Origin of the sequence: Actinosynnema sp. NPDC049800 (genome assembly GCF_040656635.1) — a bacterium.
Taxonomy (GTDB): Bacteria; Actinomycetota; Actinomycetes; order Mycobacteriales; family Pseudonocardiaceae; genus Actinosynnema.
This window is the reverse complement of the sequence record NZ_JBFAMT010000019.1, coordinates 96,449-115,085: the sequence shown is the minus strand read 5'-3', so window position 1 is coordinate 115,085 and position 18,637 is coordinate 96,449. Positions and strand designations below refer to the sequence as shown.

Sequence of the window (18,637 nt, the reverse complement as noted above, 5' to 3'; positions counted from 1 at the left end):
CGGCACGGGCCTGCTCGACGGTCAGCGTGTAGAGCGGCGGCACGCCGTCGGCGACGCGGCGGGCGCGCAGCTGCGCCATCTGGGGGTCGAGCGGCACGGCGGGCCTCCCACGGTCAGTCCTTGAGCACCTTGCGGATAGCGGTCGCGAGCTGGTCGCGGTCGGGCTGCACGGCCCGGTCGAGCGCGGGCGCGAACGGCACCACCGCGCCGTCCGGCCGGGTCACCCGCACGGGCGGGGCGGTCAGGTCGAACCGCTCGGCGGCGGTGGCCAGCACCTCGGCGGCGACGCCGCACATCCGGTTGGCGTCGTCCACCACGACCAGCCGCCCGGTGCGCCGCACGGAGTCGGCCAGCCCGTCCCAGTCGAACGGGTAGACGGTGCGCGGGTCGAACACCTCCACGGACGCCTCCCCCGCCAGTTCATCCGCCACGGCCAGCGCGTCGTGCACGAGGTGGCCGATGGCCACGACCGTGACGTCCAAGCCCTCTCGGTGCACGCGCCCCGCACCGAGGGGCACCGGGGCCAGCGTGGAGAAGTCGACGTCCACCCGCACGTCCAACGCCCCGGCCGGGGCGAACACCACCACCGGGTCGTCGTCGCGGATCGCGGACACCACCAGCCCGTAGGCGTCCTCGGGCGTCGCGGGCACGACGGTCTTCACGCCCGCGTGCGCGAACAGGCCGTAGGGGTGGTCGGAGTGCTGCCCGGCCCAACCGACGCGCGACCCCGAGCCGGGCACCAGGTAGGTCACCGGCACGGCGGTCTGGCCGCCGGTCATCAGCGAGAACTTGTGCGCCTGGTTGACGATCTGCTCGAACGCCAGGAACAGCAGCGCCGGGATCTGGAACTCGACGACCGGTCGCATCCCGGCCAGCGCGGCCCCGGTGGCGAACCCGGTGAACGCCTGCTCGGACAGGGGCGTGTCGACCACGCGCTCGGGCCCGAAGCGGCCGAGCAGCCCGGCGGTCACGTTGGACACCGCGACCCGGACGTCCTCGCCCAGCACGAACACCGCCGGGTCGCGGGCCAGCTCGTCGCCCAGCGCCCGGTTGAGGGCCTTGCGGTAGGACAGCCACGGCATCAGCGGCCGTCCCCCGGTCGACCGCGCAACCCGGTGGCGTACAGGTCCTCCAAGGCGCCCTCCGGGTCGGGATGCGGGCTGCTCAACGCGAACTCCACCGAATCGTCCACAAGAGACTCGACCGCGGCGTCGACCCGTTCGCGGTCCACATCGGACAACCGGGAACCCTGAATCTCCAACGGGTCTCGCGATCGTCCTTTGAGGATCTCGTCTTCAGAACGATACCGAACCCGCGCACGGTGTTCCCACGTGTGATGGGCGTCGAACCGGTAGGTCACGCACTCGATCAACGACGGTCCGCCGCCCGCGCGGGCGCGGTCCACGGCGGTGCGCGCGGCGTCCAGCACGGCCACGGGGTCCATGCCGTCGACGGTCTCCGACGGGATGCCGAACGCCTCGCCCCGCCCGGTGATCGTGCCCGCGACCGCGTCCGCCACCGTCAACGTCGTGGCGTAGCCGTTGTTCTCGCAGACGAACAGCACCGGCAGCCGCCACAGCGCGGCCAGGTTGAGCGACTCCAGCAGCACGCCCTGGTTGACCGCGCCGTCGCCGAAGAAGCTCACCGCGACGCGGCCGTCGCCCGCCCGCTTGGCGGCCCACGCCGCGCCCGCCGTGATCGGGGCGTTCGCGCCGACGATCGCGTTCGCGCCGAGGATGCCCAGCCGGAAGTCCGCGGCGTGCATGGACCCGCCGCGGCCGCGGTTGAGCCCGGTGGCGCGGCCCGCCAGCTCGGCCAGCAGCCGCTTCGGGTCGGCGCCCTTGGCCAGCACGTGCCCGTGCCCGCGGTGCGTGCTGGTGATCAGGTCGTCGGGCCGCAGCGCCGCGCACACCCCGGCGGCCACGGCCTCCTGCCCGGTGTAGGGGTGGATGCCGCCGACGACGTCGCCCGTTCGGACCAGCTCGACCGCCCGTTCCTCGAACCGGCGGATCAACCGGACCACGCGGTACAGGTCGGCGTGCGCCGCCGTGCTCAGGAGCGCCACAGCGGCGGGCAGAACTCCGGGTCCGCGTAGTCCGGCCTGCCGTCGGGCGTGCGGCGCACCAGCGAGTCGTGGTTGTAGAACGCCGAGGTGCCGTCGGAGAGCCGGAAGTCGCGGAAGGCGTTGTCGCCGTCCTGCAGGTGCAGCGAGATCGCCTGGCGCGGCCGGGTCGACCGGTTGGCGGCGCTGCCGTGGTAGGTGCGGCAGTGGTGGAAGCTCATGTGCCCCTTGGGGATGATCATCGGGATCTTGGACACCCGGGCGCCGTTGTGGGCGGCGTTGGCGGAGAGCAGGTCCTCCAGGTGGTCGTGGTCGCGGTCGGCGAAGTGGCGCGTGGTGCTGTCGTCGAACCCGACCTCCTCCCAGCGGTGGCTGCCGTCCACCATCGTGATGGTGCCCAGCTCCTCGTCGCAGTCGTGGAACGGGATGAACGCGGTCAGCATCCGGTCGGAGGACGACGACGACCAGTAGTGCTTGTCGAAGTGCCACGGCACGACGTTGGACGGCTCGTCGGCGATCGGCGGCTTGTAGATCAGGGTCGACTGGAACACCCGGATCTCCGACGCCTCGGCCAGCCTCGCGGCCACCGCGCCGATGATCGGCTTGAGCAGCGCCTTGGCGATGCCGTCGCTCTCGTAGTGCACGTAGTCGTTGTGCCGCTGCACGTCGCCGTGCGCGGGCTCCCAGTAGGCCAGGCGCGGCGGGCGGGTGGGCAGGTGGCGGCTGCGCTCGCCCTCGTAGTAGCGGTCCACGGCGGCGGTCAGCTCGTCCACCTCGTCGTCGGACAGCAACTTCCTGGACAGGTACCAGCCGTGCTCGGCGAAGAAGCGGACCTCGTCGCCGGTCGGGAGCAGCTCCCGTTCCCGGTCGGTCAGCGCGAACGCCTTCACCTCGGTCACTCGTCCTCCCCAGCGGTGGTGCCGGACAGTTCCCCGCGCTTGGCCTCGTACAGGGCGCGGATGTTGCCGCTGCCGAAGGTCAGCGCGCCGCGGCGTTCGATGATCTCCAGGAACAGCGTGCGCCGGACGTGCACGGACTCGGTGAAGATCTGCAGCAGCTGGCCCCAGTGGTCGCGGTCGACCAGCACGCCCAGGCGGCGCAGCTCGTCCAGCGGCGCGTCCAGGTGGCCGACGCGGTCCTCCAGCGAGTCGTAGTAGGCGCCGGGCGTGCCCAGGAAGCGGACGCCGTGCTCGGACAGCGTGCCGACCGCGCGCACGATGTCGTCGGTGCTGAACGCGACGTGCTGGACGCCCGCGCCCGCGTGCCAGGTCAGGAAGTCGTCGATCTGGCCGGGGGTGCGGTCCGGGTCGGGTTCGATCAGCGTGAACGTCACCTGCCCGGACGGGCTCTGCACCACCTTGGAGTCCATGCCCTGCCCGCCGACCTCCACGTGCTCCTCGAAGATCTGCTCGAAGCCGAACACGTCGACGTAGTAGCGCGCGGTCGGGTCCAGCCGCCCGGCGGGCACGCAGATCGCGAGGTGGTCGATGGCGCGCAGCAGCTTGCTGTCGCTGTACGGGTCGGGCTCGTCGACGACCAGCGCGCCGGGCAGGAACTCGCGCCGCGCGCCGTGCCGTTCCACCAGCCGGTGCGTGACGTCGGAGAAGCCGGAGACCTCCGCGACGACGACCCGCTGCTCGCCCTCGCCGTAGGCCTTCGGCGGTGACAGGGGTTGCGCGCCGCGCTCGACCAGCAGCCGGTACGCCGCCGCCGCGTCGTCCACGCCGATGCCGACGACGGCCACCCCGTCGCCGTGGCGGCGCACGTACTCGGTGACCGGGTGCTCGGCGTCCAGCCCGGAGGTCAGCACCACCTGGATGTCGCCCTGGCGCAGCAGCAGCGAGCGCTGCCCGCCCAGGCCCGTCTCGGGCCCGCCCTGGCCGCGCACCTGGAACCCGAGCGCCGTGCACAGGTAGAACGCCGACTGCTTGGCGTCGCCTACGTACAGTTCGATGTGGTCGATGCCGGAGATCCGCATCAAGACGCCCCGATCGCTTCCCGCAGCACGTCGACCGCGCCGTCGATGGTGGTCATCCGGCCGTACTGGTCCTCGTCCAGCTCCACGCGCGCCCCGTAGCGCTGCTCGACCTGGTGCAGCAGCCAGGCCAGCTCCATCGACTCGATGCCCTCGGGGACGTCCCGCACCGACCTGCCGTCGAGGCTGGCGAGCATCGCCACGACCTCGTCCCGGCCCGGCGCCGGCCCGCTCACGCGGGCTCCCCGAGCCGCGGCGGGGTGGTCTCCGTCCTCATCGGATCACCTTCCTTCTCGCGGGGCCTGGCGGAGCACCGACCGGTCGCGCACGAGCTTTCCCGTGGTGGTGCGCGGCATCGCCGTCAGCACGTGCAGCTGCCGCGGTCGCTTGTAGGCGGCCAGCCGCTCGGCGAGACCGGCGTGGACGGCGTCGACCGACGCGCCCGGCGCGAGCTGCAGGTAGCCGGTGATCACGTCGTCGTGCAGCACGACGGCGGCCTCGACGCCCGGCAGCGCGGTCAGCGCCTCCTCGACCTCCGTCAGGTCGACCTTGAGCCCGCCCACCGAGACCTGCGAGTCCAGCCGCCCCTTGATCGTGACCAGGCCGGTGCCCGGGTCGACGACGCCCGCGTCCCGGGTGTGCAGCCACCCGTCGGACCAGCGGGTCGGGTCGGACAGGCCGACGTAGGGCGATTGCGGCCTGCTCACCAGCAGTTCGCCCGCGCGCTCGACGACGGCGAGGCCGGGGGCCGGGGTCAGCGCGGGGCGGTGCGCGCCGAACAGGTCGGTGGCGATGACGCCGACCTCGGTCATGCCCCACATGTTGCCCAGCGGCACGCCGTACTTGTCCAGGAACGCGGTGGCCGTCGCGGCGGGCACGAGTTCGCCGCCGGTGGTCATCCGCTTGAGCTGGGGCAGGCGCGGCGGTTCGGCGACCGAGGCGAGCAGTCCGATGTGGAACGGGACGCCGAGCACCGTCGCCGGACTGCTCTCGGCCGCCACGGCGTCCAGGACGCTGTCCCCGGTGAGCCGTTCCGGCGGCCTGATCTGGACGCCCGCGTGCAGCCCGTAGAGCAGCGCGCCGACCAGGCCCAGCACGTGCACCACCGAGGCCAGCACGACGATCCGCTCGCCGGGCAGGGGCACACCGTCGATGCGCGTGTAGCGCTCGACCTCGGCGATCAGGTCCGCCGCCGTGCGTCCGATCACCTTGGACGGTCCGGTCGAGCCGGAGCTGAGCTGGATCACCGCGTGCGGTGTCGCGGCGGGGCGGCCGGGGTGCGGGGTGACGGTCTCCTCGACGTCGGCGAAGGCGCGCAACGGCTTGCTGCGCACCGCGCCGGGCGCGACCACGACCTGCGGCGCCAGCCGTCGCAGCGCGGCGTCGACCTCGAACGGGGTGAGCCGGTGGTCCAGCAGCGCGACCTGCGCGCCGATCCGCCAGCCCGCCAACAGGTTCGCCACGTACGCCAGGGACGGCGGCAGGCGCAGCACGAGCGAACCGCCCGCGCGCAGCCCCGCCGCTTCGAGCCGGGCGCGGCGCTCGGCGACCACGCGGCGCAGCGCGGCGCGGTCCACCGGGCCGTCGACCTGCAGGCACACCTGGGCGTCCGGGCCGCGCAGCAGGACCTCGTCCACCCACTCGGGGCCCACCACCGGAGCGGAACCGGCCTCCGCGAGATGACGTGTCACGAACACCCCCGCCCGATCGCGCGCCTGCGGTGAACGAATGCCGAACTGGTACGAGGCAGGGAAATGAACGTGGTGAAGCCTACGTCACCGCTCACCCGAGGCACCATCGGCCAATCGGTCGCGGCGGTCGTCGATCAATGCCGCCAGCCGGTCCAGCCCGGTGTCGATCAACCCCGCGGAAACCGCGCTGATCGAAAGCCGCAGCGCGGGTACGGGCGGTGCCCCGTCGTAGAAATGACCCATAGGCGTCCACAACACCCCGTAGTCGCGGGCGGACCGTTCCAGCAGCGCGTCGTCAACCGGAAAGGGAACGTCCACGACCACGAAGAATCCTCCCGCGGGCGCGGTCCAGGTGACGTCGCCGCCTTCGGGGAACCGCGCCGCGAGACCGTCCAGGACGCGGCGCAGGTTGCCCGCGTACCACTCGCGCTGACGGGCGGTGGCGTCGGCCAGGCTCCCGCCGTGCTCGACCAGCGCGCCCCCGATCACGGCCTGCGCGATGGGCGAGGTGTTCACCGTGACCATGCTCTTGATCTTCGACAGCTCGTCGGCGAGCAGCCCCACCCCGCCGGCCGCCGAGGCCACCCGCTGGTCGGCCACCACGTACCCGACGCGCGCCCCGGGCAGCACCGTCTTGGCGAACGACCCCAGGTAGATCACCCTGCGGTGCTCGTCCAGCGCCTTGAGCGTGGGCACCCGCGCACCGCCGTGGAACAGCCCGTACGGGTTGTCCTCGACCAGCAGGACGTCCTCCTCGCGCGCCACCTCCAGCAGCGCCCGCCGCGTCTCCAGGTCCATGCTCAGGCCGGACGGGTTGGCGAAGTCCGGCATCACGTAGCAGGCGCGCGGACGGCGTCCGGCGGCGCGTTCCCGGCGGATCACGGCCACCAGGTCGTCGAGGTCGACCCCGCGCGCCGAGGTCGCCACGGGCCGCACCGGCAGGTCGGCCAGCCGCGCCGCGCCGGTCAGCCCGACGTAGGTCGGCGACACCGCGAGCAGCACGTCCCGGGCGTCGGCGCGGAATGCGCGGGCGACGAGGAACATCGCCTCCTGGCACCCCGCCGTGACGACGACCGACTTGGGGTCGACAACGGTTCCCTCGTCACGCCGGAGGTTCTCGGCGACCAGTTCGTGGATGATCCCTTTGGTACGCCCGTACTGCAATACGGTGCGCCGCACCTGGGCCGGTGTCAGCCCTCGTTCGCGTTCCAGGTGGTCGCCGAACAATCGCAGATATCGCGGCACGTCCGCCAGGTCGAAGAACTCCTCGGTGGGCCGCCCGGCGGCCAGGGAAATGGCTTCGGGATATCGCCCGGCGATCTCGTTGAGGAAATTCATGGAGTTCGCCGCCGGGTCCTCCAGACCGCCGAACAGCGCCGCGGTGGCCAGGTCGGCGGTCTCCGCGGTGCTCACGTCGCCTCCCCGCGCGCGGCGCGGCGGCGGTCGCGCGCGGCGAGCACCGACCGCAGCAGGTCGTCCAGCTCGGTGTCGGACAGCCCGGCCAGCCCGTCGTCGGGTTCGGGTTGCCGCTCCGCGGTGACGATGGCCGCGAGCGCGGCGATGGTCGGCGTGGCGAAGATCCGGTGCAACGGCAGGTTCACGCCGTAGGCCTCGGCGACCTTCGCGGCGAACCGCATGACCGTCAACGACCCCGCGCCGCGCCCGAACAGGTTGTCGTGCACGGCGATCCGGTCGGTGGTGCGCAGCAGGTCGGCCCAGATCCGCGCCATCGTCCGCTCGACGTCGTCCCGGGGCTGTCCCCAGTCGGGCTCGGGCAGGGTGTCGGACAGCTCGTCCAGCGCCACGAACAGCTCGGGGACCATCCACGCCGGCAGCGTGGCGCGCAGGTGCCGCCGCAGGGCTTCGCCGCTCTCGTCGGACACCACGTACGCGACCAACGCCGTCTCGCCGTCCTTCGGCGCACCGGTCACGACGGCGTCCCGCACGGCCGGGTGGGTTCGCAGTTCCGCGGCGACCTCACCGCGGTCCACCCACCTGCCGCGGACCTCCACCCTGTCGTCGGTGCGCCCGACGAGGTCGAGGCGCCCGTCCTCCCGCCACCGCGCCAGGTCGCCGGTCGCGTGATCGCCGACGTGCACCTCGCCGATGGCGCCGATCGGCACGGGCACGCCGCGCTCGTCCAGGATCACGGCACGGGAGCGGTTCGTCGCGGGCCAGCGCCCCGCCACCGGCCAGAGCGCCGACTCCGCATCGCCGTGGACGTGCCACAGCTCGGCCCCCGGGGTGTCGAGCGCTTCGGCGAGATCCGGTGTGAGGCCGGTGCACAGCCGCAGTCGCACGCTCTCCGGCACGGTCGGCAGGTGCCGCCAGGTGTGCGCGGACGCGTGCATGGCGGTGATCCCGTCCAGGTCCTTGCCATCGGTGACCACCACGTCCGCGCCGCACACCAGGGGCAGCAGCAGTTCCATCAGGGCGACGTCGACCGCGGTGCCGATCGCGGCGAACCGATCTCCCGCGCCCAACGGGAGATCACGGCGGAGCACCGCGAGCACGTCGGCGACCGCCCGATGCGTGACGTCACGACCATCGACGACGTAGGCGGCCGGATCCGGCGCCGCGGGGTCGATCGGTTCGCCCTCCGCCGACGTGATCACGGTCGCGCCGCCGATCGAGACGTGCTCCTCGTCGCCCACGACCAGTTCCAACCCGGCGTCCCGGACGCGCTTCTCCAGACCGGGCAACGGGAAGTCCGGATCCAGCAGCACGGCCGTCCGGCCCGCCCACCACGTGCCCAGCACGGCCACGAGCAGTCCCGCACCGCGCCGGACGCACACACCGACGCGCCGGTCCGCGCCCCGCTCGGCGATCACCCGGGCCAGGACGGCGGCGCGCCGACACAACTCGGACATGGGCACGGTGCCGGAGCTGTCGGTCACCGAGGCTTCCGACTCACGCAGGGCGCGCACCACGTCGAGGTCCGGCACCGTCGGGGCGACGGCCTCCGGTCCTGGCGGCAACGGAAGGTCCACGACCGGCGTGCGCGGGTGCTGTTCGGCGTGTTCCAGCACCGCCACGACCGAGCGCAGGAACCGTTGGGCGAACGGCGATCCGTACACGTCCGCGCGGTAGGTCAGCCCGAGGACGCCGTCCTCCCCCGCGTTCACCTGGAAGTCGGCGCACTCCTGGCCTGTCGTGGAGAAGCCGACCACGGGACGGGCCACATCGAGTTCGGCGGCGAGCTTGTCGAACGGCAGCTCATCGTGCGAAAGCGCGACCGCGGCGGAGTCACGCACCCGCGCGCGCAGTTCGGCGAACGCGCCGGTGACGGACACGCGCAGCGGCACGATGTCGGCGAACGGCCCCACGATCGGCTCCAGCTCCGCCCGGACGCGCCCGTTGACGGGCAGGGCGATCACCAGGTCGCGCTGCCTGGCGTAGCGGGACAGCACGACCGCGTACGCGGCGAGCGCGGCGGACGGGTCGCCGGGGGCCTCGGCCGTGACTTCACCCCAGGACGGAGTGGACGGCGGATCGGCGGGCAGGGACAGACCGGCGGGTGCGTCGCGCAGCGGTTCGCGCCACGGCGCCAGTTGCCGCTCCAACTCCTCCCCCGCCAGGCGTTCGCGCTGCCACACGGCGTAGTCGCCTTAGTCCATCCAGAGTTCGGGCGGCACCCCGCCCGCGGTGGTCAACTCGTCCAGCAGGAGGTCCAGGGCCGGACCGTCGGCGACGACCCGGTGCGCGGACACGACGAGCGACGGCCGTTCCGGCGTCCCGACCAGCGCGACGCGCACCAGCGGCGGCGTGGCGAGGTCGAACGGCTCGGCCGACTCCTCGTGCGCGACGGGCAGTTCGGCGGTGTCCGCCACGACCTGCTCCGGCTCGCCGTCGACCGTGACGACCGAGGTGCGCAGCGCGGCGTGCCGGACGACCGCGGCGTCCACGGCCCGGCGCAGGGCATCGGGGTCCACCGGGGCGTCGAGCCGGCGGGCGCGCCGCACCACCGCCGCGGGGCCGTCGAGCGACCGAGCACGGAGCTGCGCGAACGAGAGCGGGTACCGCACGCGTCACCTCCCGCCGGTCGCGTCCGCCAGGAGTCGCTGCCGCATCAGGAACTTGCGCACCTTGCCGGTCGGGCCGAAGGTGACGCCGTCGTCGGGGACGGTCTCGACGCGCCGCAGCGTGCGGGCCGCCGCCTCACCCAGCGCGCCGCGCACGACGTCCTCGTGGTCCGCTTCCGGGTCGACGTCGTCGCGCAGGATCAGCAGCACGTCGGTCACCACCGTGCCGTCCGGCTGCCGGGCCGCCAGCACCGTGCAGTCGCGGACGTCGGGGCTGCGGGCCAGGATGCGCTCCTCGGTGAGCGCGGTGTAGATCCAGTTCCCGTCGCCCAGGTCGACCGCGTCGTTCACCCGGTCGACGTGGTAGTAGTAGCCGTCCTCGTCGCGGTACATGAGGTCACCGGTGAGGTAGTAGCCGTTGAGGCGGGTCCGGTAGGTGGCCGCGGAGTCGTTCCAGTAGCCCAGCGCCAGGGTGGGCGACTTGAGGCCGCACTGACCGACCTGCCCGACCGGCACCTCCTCCGCCGTCGTCACGTCCAGCAGCGCCACTTCGGCGAACGGGTACGGCTTTCCCACGCAGCGGTCGTAGCGGTCGCTGCCGAGGCGGTGCGCGATGGCGAACGCGCTGTGCCCCATCTCGGTGGAGCCCAGCGTGTCGATGAACTTCGAGCCGGGCACGTCGACGACGCCCTCGCGCGTCCACGTCGGGTGGCTGCCCACCGCGACCAGCCGCCGCACGTGCGCCTCGTGCGCGCAGTCGCCGGTGCTCGACCAGTTGCGCACCGAGGACAGGTCGCGGGTGGACAGGTCGAAGCGGGCCAGTTCCGACCACGTCACGGCGAGGCCGTGCACGCCCGTGGGCCTCCAGCGCTCGATGGCGTCGAGGACCACCTCGCCGCTGCGCTCGAACGGGCCGCCCTGGTTGGACAGGCACAGGATCTCGTAGCCGTTGCACAGCGCCTGGTTGAGCACGATGATCCCGGCGGCGTGGGCGGCGGGCAGCGCGGTCAGCTCGCGCACCCGCCCGTGCGGCCGGGCTTCGGTGAGCCGCACCGCGCGCACGGCGGCGAACAGGCCGTGGTGCGAGTGGACGACCGCCGTGGGCATGCGGGTGGTGCCCGAGGAGTGCGTGATGGCCACCGGGTCGTCGCCGTGGTGGCGGTAGTGCTCGGGCGCACGCGTCGGGTCGCCCGTGCCGATCTCCGCCGCGTCGCCGAGGATCGGCACGCCCAGGTCGTGCTCGCGCAACCGGGCGTGGTCGTCGTCCACGACGACGCCGACGCCGCGCAGCTTGCGGATGAACTCCGCCGCCACGTCGATCGGCATGTTCGGGTTCATCAGCGCCGGGATCGCGCCCAGCCGGTTGAGGGCGAAGAAGTTGAGGAACACGTCCGACGCCGCGGTGACGAACAGCGCCACCGGGTCGCGCCGCCCGATCCCCCTGCGGGCGAACCACTCGGCGCGCGCGGCGACCCGTTCGGTCAACTGGCGCAGCGACAGCGGCGTCCACGCCGGGATGCCGTCCACGTCCACGTCGAAGCTCACGCGCGGCGCGTCGAGGTCCGCGCCGTGCTCGACGAGCATCAGCGGCACGTTGCCCGCGCCCACGCGCAGGTCCCGTGCGAGAGCCGTCCGCAGCTGGGCAGTGCTCACGAGACCTCCCGGTTGAACAGGCGGATGGACCAGCCGACGGCCAGGCCGCAGGCGGCGAGCATGACGACACCGCCCTGCCAGACCGCGGGCGCGGTGAAGTGGCCGGTGAACAGGGCGCGCAGGGCGTCGGTGGCCCACGCGAACGGGTTCCACAGCGCCACGTTCTGCACCCACAGCGGCGCCAGGGTCAGCGGGATGAGCACGCCGGCGAGCAGCGACACGGGCTGGCCGACGGTGTTGATCAGCACGCCCAGGCTGTTCTCGTTGCGCACCAGCAGGGCGATGGCGTAGGAGATGGAGATGCTGAGCAGGATCACCAGCGACAGCAGGGCGTAGGACACCACGAGGTCCAGCAGGTTCACCCGCAGCCCGAACGGCAGCGCCGCGACGGTGATCACCGTCGCCTGGAACTCCAGCAGCGCCACGTGCATCAGCGCCCGGCCCAGCAGCAGGCCGGTGCGGCTGACCGGGGTGACCCGGCAGCGGTCGATGATGCCCGCGCGCAACGCGCTGAGCAGGCCGTAGCCCGCGTACAGGCCGCCGAGCAGGCCCATCGCGACGAACAGGCCGGGCACGTAGACGGCGTAGGCGTCGCCGTAGCTCTCCACGCCCCGGCCCGCCATCGCGACCTTGAGGAAGGGCGCGAACAGCACCAGGAACGTGATCGGCTGGGCCAGGGTCAGCGCGACCACGGTGGGGTTGCGCGCCATGATCCTGGTCTCGAAGGTGAAGATCAGCCAGGTGTCGCGGAGCACTTTCACGCCGGCCGCCCTTCAGTCGTCCAGGGTGCGGCCGGTCTTGGCCAGGAACACGTCGTCCAGGCTGGGCCTGCGGGACTCGATGGCGCCCGGTTCGACCCCGGCGCGCAGCAGCGCGGCCATGATCAGCGGGATCGCGGTGGCCGCGCCGTCCACGTACAGGCGCAGGGTCGTGTCGACCGCCTCCACGCCGCGCACGTAGTCCTGCGGGGTCAGCACGTCGGCGGCGCGGCGCAGCTTCCCGGCGTCGGGCTGGCCCGCCTCGTCGGGCGCCGCCAGGTCGACCGTGACGACGTCACCGGAGATCTCCCGCTTGAGGTCCGAGGGCGTGCCCTCGGCGACGATCAGGCCGCGGTCGATGATGGAGATGCGGTCGCACAACGAGTCCGCCTCGTCCAGGTAGTGCGTGGTGAGGAAGACCGTCATGCCGTTGTCGCGCAACCGCCGCACCTCGCGCCACATGCGCGCCCGGCTGGGCGGGTCCAGGCCCGCGGTGGGCTCGTCCAGGAACATCACCGACGGCCGGTGGATCACCCCCAGCGCGAAGTCCAGCCGCCGGCGCTGCCCGCCCGAGTAGGTGCGGACGCGGCGGTCGGCGAACTCCTCCAGGTCGAACGTCGTGATCGCGGCGGCGGCCAGCTGCTCGGCCTCGGCCTTGCCCCGGCCGTGCATCCGGGCCTGGGCGACGAGCTCCTGCCGCGCCGAGGCGTCGTCGTAGGTGCCGCTGGACTGGGCCACGAACCCGATCACGTCGCGGACGCGCGCGGGCGAGCGCAGCAGGTCCACGCCGCCGATGCGGGCGCTGCCGCCGTCCGGGCGGACCAGGGTGGCCAGCATCCGCAGCGTGGTCGACTTGCCCGCGCCGTTGGGCCCGAGGAACCCGAAGATCTCGCCCTCGCGCACCGCGAAGTGCACGTCCCGCACCGCTTCCACGGCCTTGGCCTTGCGCCCGCGCTTGCGATAGGTCTTGCGCAACCCGCTCGCCTCGATGACCAGGTCCCGCCGCTCGCCGGCGTCGGCTCGGTCCGGCGCGACGGGGTCGCGCGCCGACAGCGTTGGGCGGGAGGTCATCCGCTGAGGCTAGGTTAGTTGCGGTGCAACGACAATCACGCTTTCGGACGCGTCGGCGCACCGCCGCGGGGAGTCATCCGCGCGCCGACGGCCGCGCCGATCGCCGCCACCGGGCGCGGCAGCAGCATGTGCTCGTGCTCGCAGTCCACTTCGACCACCTCCACCGGACCGTCCAGGTGGCCGTCCCACGCCGCGACCTTCGCTTCGGTGCTGCGCCGCGACCGGGTGGCCGACAGGAACAGGACCGGGAAGCGCACCAGGCCGGCCTCGTGCCGCTGCGCCACCGCGATGGAGTGGCGGATGACGCGGGGCAGCGCCCGCAACCGCCGGTCGGGCCACTCCGACAGGCCCAGCCTCGGGCGTCCGCGCACCGCCTCGACCAGCCGGCCCACCGGGTCGGGGTCGTCCGGCTCGACCACCGGCTGGTAGCCGAACTCGCGCAGCACGAAGTCGCAGAGCAACCACAGGTTGTCGTCACCGACGCCCAGGCCGTGCGGCAGGTCGGGCGTGGCGTCGCCGACGACCAGCAGCGCCACCTCGTCGCCCCGCCGCTGCAACTCCTCGGCCACGGCGTGCGCGGTGTTCGCGCCCAGGGACCAGCCGAACAGGTGGTGAGGGCCGGGGCTGGTGGCGCGGATCAGGTCCGCCCAGTCGCGGGCGACCTCGGCCAGGTCCACCGGCAGCGGTTCGGGTCTCCGCGAGCCGCGCGACTGGAGCCCGTACACCGGGTGGGCCGCGTCCAGGTGCGGCAGCAGGGCCAGGTAGCACCAGCTCGCGCCGACCAGCGGCGGCAGGCAGAACAGCGGCGCGCCGTCACCGCCGTCGCGCAGCGGCAGCACCAGGTCCAGGATGCCGCCCGCGGCCCTGATGTCGGCCCGCCGCTGCCGAGCCCACGCGAACTCGTCGGTGGTGGGCAACGCGTTCGCTCTCAGCCCGTCCACGGGCCCATCCTCGCGGCTGGAGGCGGTCAGCCGCCAGACGCCAGCGCGACGAGGTGCGCGGCGGCGGGCGCGCCCCCCGCGGCGGCGAACTCGTCGCCGATCCGGCGGGCGCCGTCCCGATAGGCCGGATCGTCCAGGACGGCGCGCACGGCCGCGTCCAGCTCGGGCACCGTCACGTCCAGGATCGGCACCTCGATGCCCGCGCCCGCCGCCGCGACCCGGTGCGACAGCGCCACCTGCTCGGCCCGGACCGGGGCGAGGACCATCGGGACCCCGTAGCTCAACGCCTCGTTGACCGCACCTCCCGCGTGGCAGACCACCGCGTCCAAACGGGGCATCAGGTCCAGCATCGGCACCAGTTCGGCGGCGATGGCGTTGTCGGGGAACGACTTCGCGTCCACCCAGGAGGTGACGAACACCGCCTGCACGTCGTCGGCCAGCGGCGCGAGCACCGCGCCGGCGCGCTCGTAGAAGTCGCCGATCATGTGGCCGACGATGGTGCCGACCGTGACCAGCACGTGCCGGCGGTCGTCGTCCCAGTCGTGCCAGGGGAACCCGGGGGCGTTGGGCCGCGGTCCCAGCGCCGCGCCGACCAGCACCGTCCGGGGCGGCAGCGCGGCGGGCGGGGTGAGGCCGGGACTGGACAGGGCGATCACCAGGTCCGGCGAGAACCTCGGGTCCAGCGGCTCGTCGGCGGGCAGTCCGGCCAGCTCCAGGGCCCGCGCGACCCGGTCGGCCACGAAGTCGTCGAACCCGGCCAGCTCGGGCGGCGGCGCGAGTTCCAGCAGGCCGGTGCACAGGCTGGCCCACCGCACGCCCCGCCGGTGCGCCACCAGGCCCCCGGCCAGCGCGTACTGCTCGGCGACCACGACGTCGGGCCGGTGGCGGACCACCGCGTCGTCCACCGCGTCGAGGACGAACCGGGTGAACGGCAGCAGGTAGCCGTCCCACAGCGCCCGGACGCCGGCCATGCCGGTCTCGGCGTAACGGCGGTAGGCGCGTACCCCGGTGGGGTGCACCGTCGCGTCCGGACCGACCAGTGGGCGCAGCGTGTCCTCCGGACCGCACCACACCACCTCGTGTCCACTGTGGAGGAGTTCCTGGCCGATGGCGAGCATCGGGAACAGGTGGCCTTGCAGCGGCAGCTCTACGAGCAGGAACCGCGACACCGGACGATGATGGCACACATTGACGTCCGACAGGGCGCGTGGTGTGATCTGCGACTGTGACCGCGCTCGACGCGGTGTCGGTGTACACGCCGACTCTCCGCGTTCCCATCGAGAACCTCGCCGAACCGCTGGGGTTGACCGACATCCAGGTCCGGCTCTTCCGGCGGTTCCACGGGCTGGGCGAGATCAGCCTCGACCCGGAGCGGTCGCTGGCCGACCTGCTGCGCGCGGCGATCGACGGCATCGGCTCGCTGCGCGGGCGCGAGCACCTGGTGCGGTACGTGGTCTACGGGCGGGCCATGCCCGTCGTGGTCCCGTACCCGCGCAACCCGCTGCACGAGGTGTGCCGGGAGGCCGGGCTGGGCCACGCGCTGGCGTTCACCGTCACCCACCAGAGCTGCGCCAGCGGGCTGCTCGCCCTCGAGTCGGCGGGGCGGCTGCTGGCGGCCGACCCGGACCCCGACGCGCTCGCGCTCGTCCTCACCGGCGAGAAGGCGTTCACCCGCGACGCGCGCCTGCTGCCCGGCACGTCGATCTTCGGCGAGGGCGCGTCGGCCAGCCTGGTCAGCGCGCACGGCCCGCGCGACCGGGTGCTGTCGTTCGCCTGCGCCCAGCGCGGCGAGTTCGACACCGAGTTCGGCGAGAGCGCCGAGCGCTTCCAGCGCGAGTACCGGCCGTTGCTGGCCGAGGTGATCCGCGAGGCGGTGGCAGGGGCCGGACTGGAGCTGGACGACATCGCCCTGGTGCTGCCCCACAACGACAACGTCGTGACCTGGCAACGGCTCTGCCTGCTGATGGACTTCCCGGTGGAGCGCGTGCTGCTGTCCAACGTGCCGGTCAACGGCCACCTGTTCTGCTCCGACGCGTTCGCCAACTACAGCACGGCGCGCGAACGCGGGCTGCTTCGCGAGGGCGACCGCTACCTGGTGGCCGCGGTCGGCGCGGGCGCCGGGGCGACGTTCACCGCGACGGTGTTCCAGCACTGAGTCCGTTCCACCCAGGAGGCCGCCATGACCGCACCCGACGCCCAGGTCGACACCGAGTTGCGGCCCCGCGTGGTCGAGGCGATGACCGAGGTGATCGCGCGGCTGTCCGAACGGGACGGGCCGGTCACCGAGGACATGGACATGGCCGACGAGCTCGGCCTGAGCTCGTCGCTGGGCCTGGAGCTGCTGCTGGAGGTCGAGGAGCGGCTCGGCGTGCAGATCGACGTGGAGAAGATGCGCACCGACGAGCTGCGGACGGTGGGCCAGCCGGCCAAGTTCATCGCCTCGCACTGCAGGCCCTGGTAGTGCGCGTGCTGCGCGCCGAGCGCCGGGTCTTCCCCGGCCCGGCGGTCTTCCTGGCCGACGACGCGCACCGGGCCGTCGTGGCGGAGTACTTCGCGGACCTGGCCGGATCGGCGCAAGCGCCGGGGCTGACCGGATCCGCGCGGACACCGGAGTTGTCGGGATCGGTGCGGGCGCCGGAGCTGTCCGGCCAGTCCTACGGCGAGATGGCCGCCGCGCTGGTGGCCGCCGTCGCGGACGGGCCGGTGGACCTGCCGGTGCTGGCGTTCTCCATCCACGACCTGTGGCCGGGCCGCGCCACGGCCACCTACCTCAGCCACGTCTGCCCCGGCACGCCGCTGTCCTTCGCGGTCTGCGACCAGGGCAGCGCCGCGCCGTTCACCGCGCTGCGCCTGGTCCGCGACCGCGCGCGGCGGCGGGCGCTGGTGGTGGCCGTCGAGCAGGGCGGGCTGCCCTACGACTCCACGGCGACGCCGCCGCGCGAGCACCGCGGCGTCGCCCTGCTCTGCGGTGACGACGCGGGCCACCGCGTCACGGACCTCCACCAGTTCCCGGACGTGGCCCCGGAGGCCGTGCCGGACCTGGCGGCCCGGACGATCGCCGACCTGTCCGCCGGTCACGACCGGGTGCGCCTCGTGCTGGGCGAGGCGTTGTCCGCGGTGTGGCCCGAAGGTCCCGACCGCGCGCCCGCCGGTCAGCCGCTCACCGGGGTGTGGTGGCGGCTGGCCGACGCGCTCGCCGAGCCGGGCGGGTTGGTGGTGGTCGGCGAGTACGACCGCGAACTGCGCTACCTCTGCCTGGTCGGGATCGAGGTGCGCTGAGGCGGAAACCGGCCGCACGACGAAGGAGCACGCATGATCCCCCTGTTCAAGGTCGCGATGTCCGGCACCGCGCCGGCCCTCGTCGAGAAGGTCCTGACCAGCGGCTTCATCGGGCAGGGCGCCAAGGTGGACGAGTTCGAGGCCGCCCTGGCCACCCGGATCGGCAACCCGAAGCTCGCCACCGTCAACAGCGCCACCTCGGGCCTGCACTTAGCCCTGCACCTGGTCACCGGCGGCGTGAGAGGCGACGGTGGCGAAGTGCTGACCACGCCGATGACGTGCAGCGCCACCAACTGGCCGGTGCTGGCCAACGGCCTGCGCCCGCGCTGGGTGGACGTCGACCCCGCCAACCTCAACATGGACCTGGACGACCTGGCCCGCAAGATCACCCCGCGGACCAAGGCGATCATCGTGGTGCACTGGGCCGGCTACCCGGTGGACCTGCGGCGGTTGGCCGAGGTGCTGGACCAGGCGGAGAAGGTGCACGGCGTGCGCCCCATGGTGATCGAGGACTGCGCGCACGCCTGGGGCGCCACGTTCGACGGCAAGCACCTGGGCAACCACGGCAACATCTCGGTGTTCAGCTTCCAGGCCATCAAGCACCTCACCGCCGGTGACGGCGGCCTGGTCGTGCTGCCGGACAAGGAACTGGCCCGCCGGGCGCGGCTGCTGCGGTGGTACGGCATCGACCGCGAGACCAACGCCCGGTTCTCGTTCCTCAACGACATCCCCGAGTTCGGCTTCAAGTTCCACATGAACGACATCAACGCCAGCATCGGCCTGGCCAACCTCGACCACGTGGACGAGATCGTGGCCAAGCACCGGCGCAACGCCGCGTACTTCGACGCGGAGCTCGCCGACGTGCCGGGCCTGGAGCTGACCGAACGCGCGCCCGACCGCGAGTCGTCGTTCTGGATCTACACGATCAAGGTCGACGACCGCGACGGGTTCATGCGCCGCATGGAGGAGGCGGGCATCATGGCCAGCCAGGTGCACGAGCGCAACGACGTCTACACGACGGTGCGCGAGTACGCCGCGCTGCTGCCCGGCCTGGACAGCGTGGGCGCGCGGATGGTGTCCATCCCGGTCGGCTGGTGGCTGACCGAGGACGAGCGCGGGCACATCGCGTCCACCATCAAGGCGGGCTGGTAGGGACGCGCGCCGCGCCGGGGCCCGGCGCGGCGC

At 73.1% G+C, this 18,637-nt stretch carries 18 protein-coding genes; 4 read left to right on the top strand and 14 right to left on the bottom strand.

Annotation, left to right across the window (positions count from 1 at the left end):
• Positions 1-113: 113 nt before the first annotated feature.
• The 14 genes from AB0I91_RS22905 to AB0I91_RS22840 form a co-directional block, all read right to left on the bottom strand.
• Positions 114-1,082 (bottom strand): alpha-ketoacid dehydrogenase subunit beta, encoded by a 969-nt coding sequence (locus AB0I91_RS22905; protein WP_499611364.1) that lies wholly within the window; start codon positions 1,080-1,082, stop codon positions 114-116.
• Complete coding sequence (locus AB0I91_RS22900; RefSeq protein ID WP_499638648.1) at positions 1,082-2,065, bottom strand: thiamine pyrophosphate-dependent dehydrogenase E1 component subunit alpha; 984 nt, start codon at positions 2,063-2,065, stop codon at positions 1,082-1,084. The genes AB0I91_RS22905 and AB0I91_RS22900 overlap by 1 nt, the downstream gene beginning before the upstream one ends.
• Positions 2,053-2,961, bottom strand: coding sequence for a phytanoyl-CoA dioxygenase family protein (locus AB0I91_RS22895; protein WP_499611369.1), 909 nt, complete (start codon positions 2,959-2,961; stop codon positions 2,053-2,055). The genes AB0I91_RS22900 and AB0I91_RS22895 overlap by 13 nt, the downstream gene beginning before the upstream one ends.
• A complete protein-coding gene (gene hppD, locus AB0I91_RS22890) occupies positions 2,958-4,040 on the bottom strand; it encodes a 4-hydroxyphenylpyruvate dioxygenase (RefSeq protein ID WP_499638646.1) in 1,083 nt (360 codons plus the stop codon). Before hppD ends, AB0I91_RS22895 begins: the two co-directional genes overlap by 4 nt.
• Entirely contained in the window at positions 4,040-4,273 is a 234-nt protein-coding gene (locus AB0I91_RS22885; protein WP_499611376.1) for a hypothetical protein, read from the bottom strand. The genes hppD and AB0I91_RS22885 overlap by 1 nt, the downstream gene beginning before the upstream one ends.
• Positions 4,274-4,318: 45 nt before the next feature.
• Positions 4,319-5,728, bottom strand: coding sequence for a class I adenylate-forming enzyme family protein (locus AB0I91_RS22880; RefSeq protein ID WP_499638644.1), 1,410 nt, complete (start codon positions 5,726-5,728; stop codon positions 4,319-4,321).
• 84 nt (positions 5,729-5,812) lie between these two features.
• Positions 5,813-7,141, bottom strand: a complete 1,329-nt coding sequence (locus AB0I91_RS22875) for an aminotransferase-like domain-containing protein (RefSeq protein ID WP_499638642.1) — start codon at positions 7,139-7,141, stop codon at positions 5,813-5,815.
• Positions 7,138-9,324: a condensation domain-containing protein gene (locus AB0I91_RS22870; protein WP_499638640.1), complete on the bottom strand. Its 2,187-nt coding sequence runs from the start codon at positions 9,322-9,324 to the stop codon at positions 7,138-7,140. The genes AB0I91_RS22875 and AB0I91_RS22870 overlap by 4 nt, the downstream gene beginning before the upstream one ends.
• A 12-nt stretch (positions 9,325-9,336) precedes the next feature.
• Complete coding sequence (locus AB0I91_RS22865; protein WP_499638638.1) at positions 9,337-9,753, bottom strand: condensation domain-containing protein; 417 nt, start codon at positions 9,751-9,753, stop codon at positions 9,337-9,339.
• Positions 9,754-9,756: 3 nt separating this feature from the next.
• Positions 9,757-11,403 carry a class I adenylate-forming enzyme family protein gene (locus tag AB0I91_RS22860; RefSeq protein WP_499638636.1) on the bottom strand — a complete coding sequence of 549 codons (1,647 nt, stop codon included), beginning with the start codon at positions 11,401-11,403 and terminating at the stop codon, positions 9,757-9,759.
• On the bottom strand, positions 11,400-12,164 hold the full coding sequence (locus tag AB0I91_RS22855; RefSeq protein WP_498780286.1) for an ABC transporter permease: 765 nt from the start codon (positions 12,162-12,164) through the stop codon (positions 11,400-11,402). The genes AB0I91_RS22860 and AB0I91_RS22855 overlap by 4 nt, the downstream gene beginning before the upstream one ends.
• A gap of 12 nt (positions 12,165-12,176) precedes the next feature.
• Entirely contained in the window at positions 12,177-13,232 is a 1,056-nt protein-coding gene (locus AB0I91_RS22850; RefSeq protein ID WP_499611387.1) for an ATP-binding cassette domain-containing protein, read from the bottom strand.
• A gap of 35 nt (positions 13,233-13,267) precedes the next feature.
• Positions 13,268-14,173 (bottom strand): thioesterase domain-containing protein, encoded by a 906-nt coding sequence (locus AB0I91_RS22845; RefSeq protein WP_499638634.1) that lies wholly within the window; start codon positions 14,171-14,173, stop codon positions 13,268-13,270.
• A 26-nt stretch (positions 14,174-14,199) separates the two neighbouring features.
• Complete coding sequence (locus tag AB0I91_RS22840; protein WP_499638632.1) at positions 14,200-15,342, bottom strand: glycosyltransferase; 1,143 nt, start codon at positions 15,340-15,342, stop codon at positions 14,200-14,202.
• 56 nt (positions 15,343-15,398) lie between these two features.
• Between AB0I91_RS22840 and AB0I91_RS22835 the strand changes: the two genes are divergently transcribed.
• The 4 genes from AB0I91_RS22835 to AB0I91_RS22820 are packed head-to-tail and all read left to right on the top strand — an operon-like array spanning position 15,399 to position 18,604.
• Complete coding sequence (locus AB0I91_RS22835; RefSeq protein ID WP_499638630.1) at positions 15,399-16,328, top strand: 3-oxoacyl-[acyl-carrier-protein] synthase III C-terminal domain-containing protein; 930 nt, start codon at positions 15,399-15,401, stop codon at positions 16,326-16,328.
• A 24-nt stretch (positions 16,329-16,352) separates the two neighbouring features.
• Positions 16,353-16,634: a phosphopantetheine-binding protein gene (locus tag AB0I91_RS22830; protein WP_499638628.1), complete on the top strand. Its 282-nt coding sequence runs from the start codon at positions 16,353-16,355 to the stop codon at positions 16,632-16,634.
• Between the two features lie 5 nt (positions 16,635-16,639).
• Positions 16,640-17,452 carry a hypothetical protein gene (locus AB0I91_RS22825; protein WP_499638626.1) on the top strand — a complete coding sequence of 271 codons (813 nt, stop codon included), beginning with the start codon at positions 16,640-16,642 and terminating at the stop codon, positions 17,450-17,452.
• 33 nt (positions 17,453-17,485) lie between these two features.
• Positions 17,486-18,604, top strand: a complete 1,119-nt coding sequence (locus tag AB0I91_RS22820; protein ID WP_498780298.1) for a DegT/DnrJ/EryC1/StrS family aminotransferase — start codon at positions 17,486-17,488, stop codon at positions 18,602-18,604.
• Positions 18,605-18,637 lie beyond the last annotated feature (33 nt).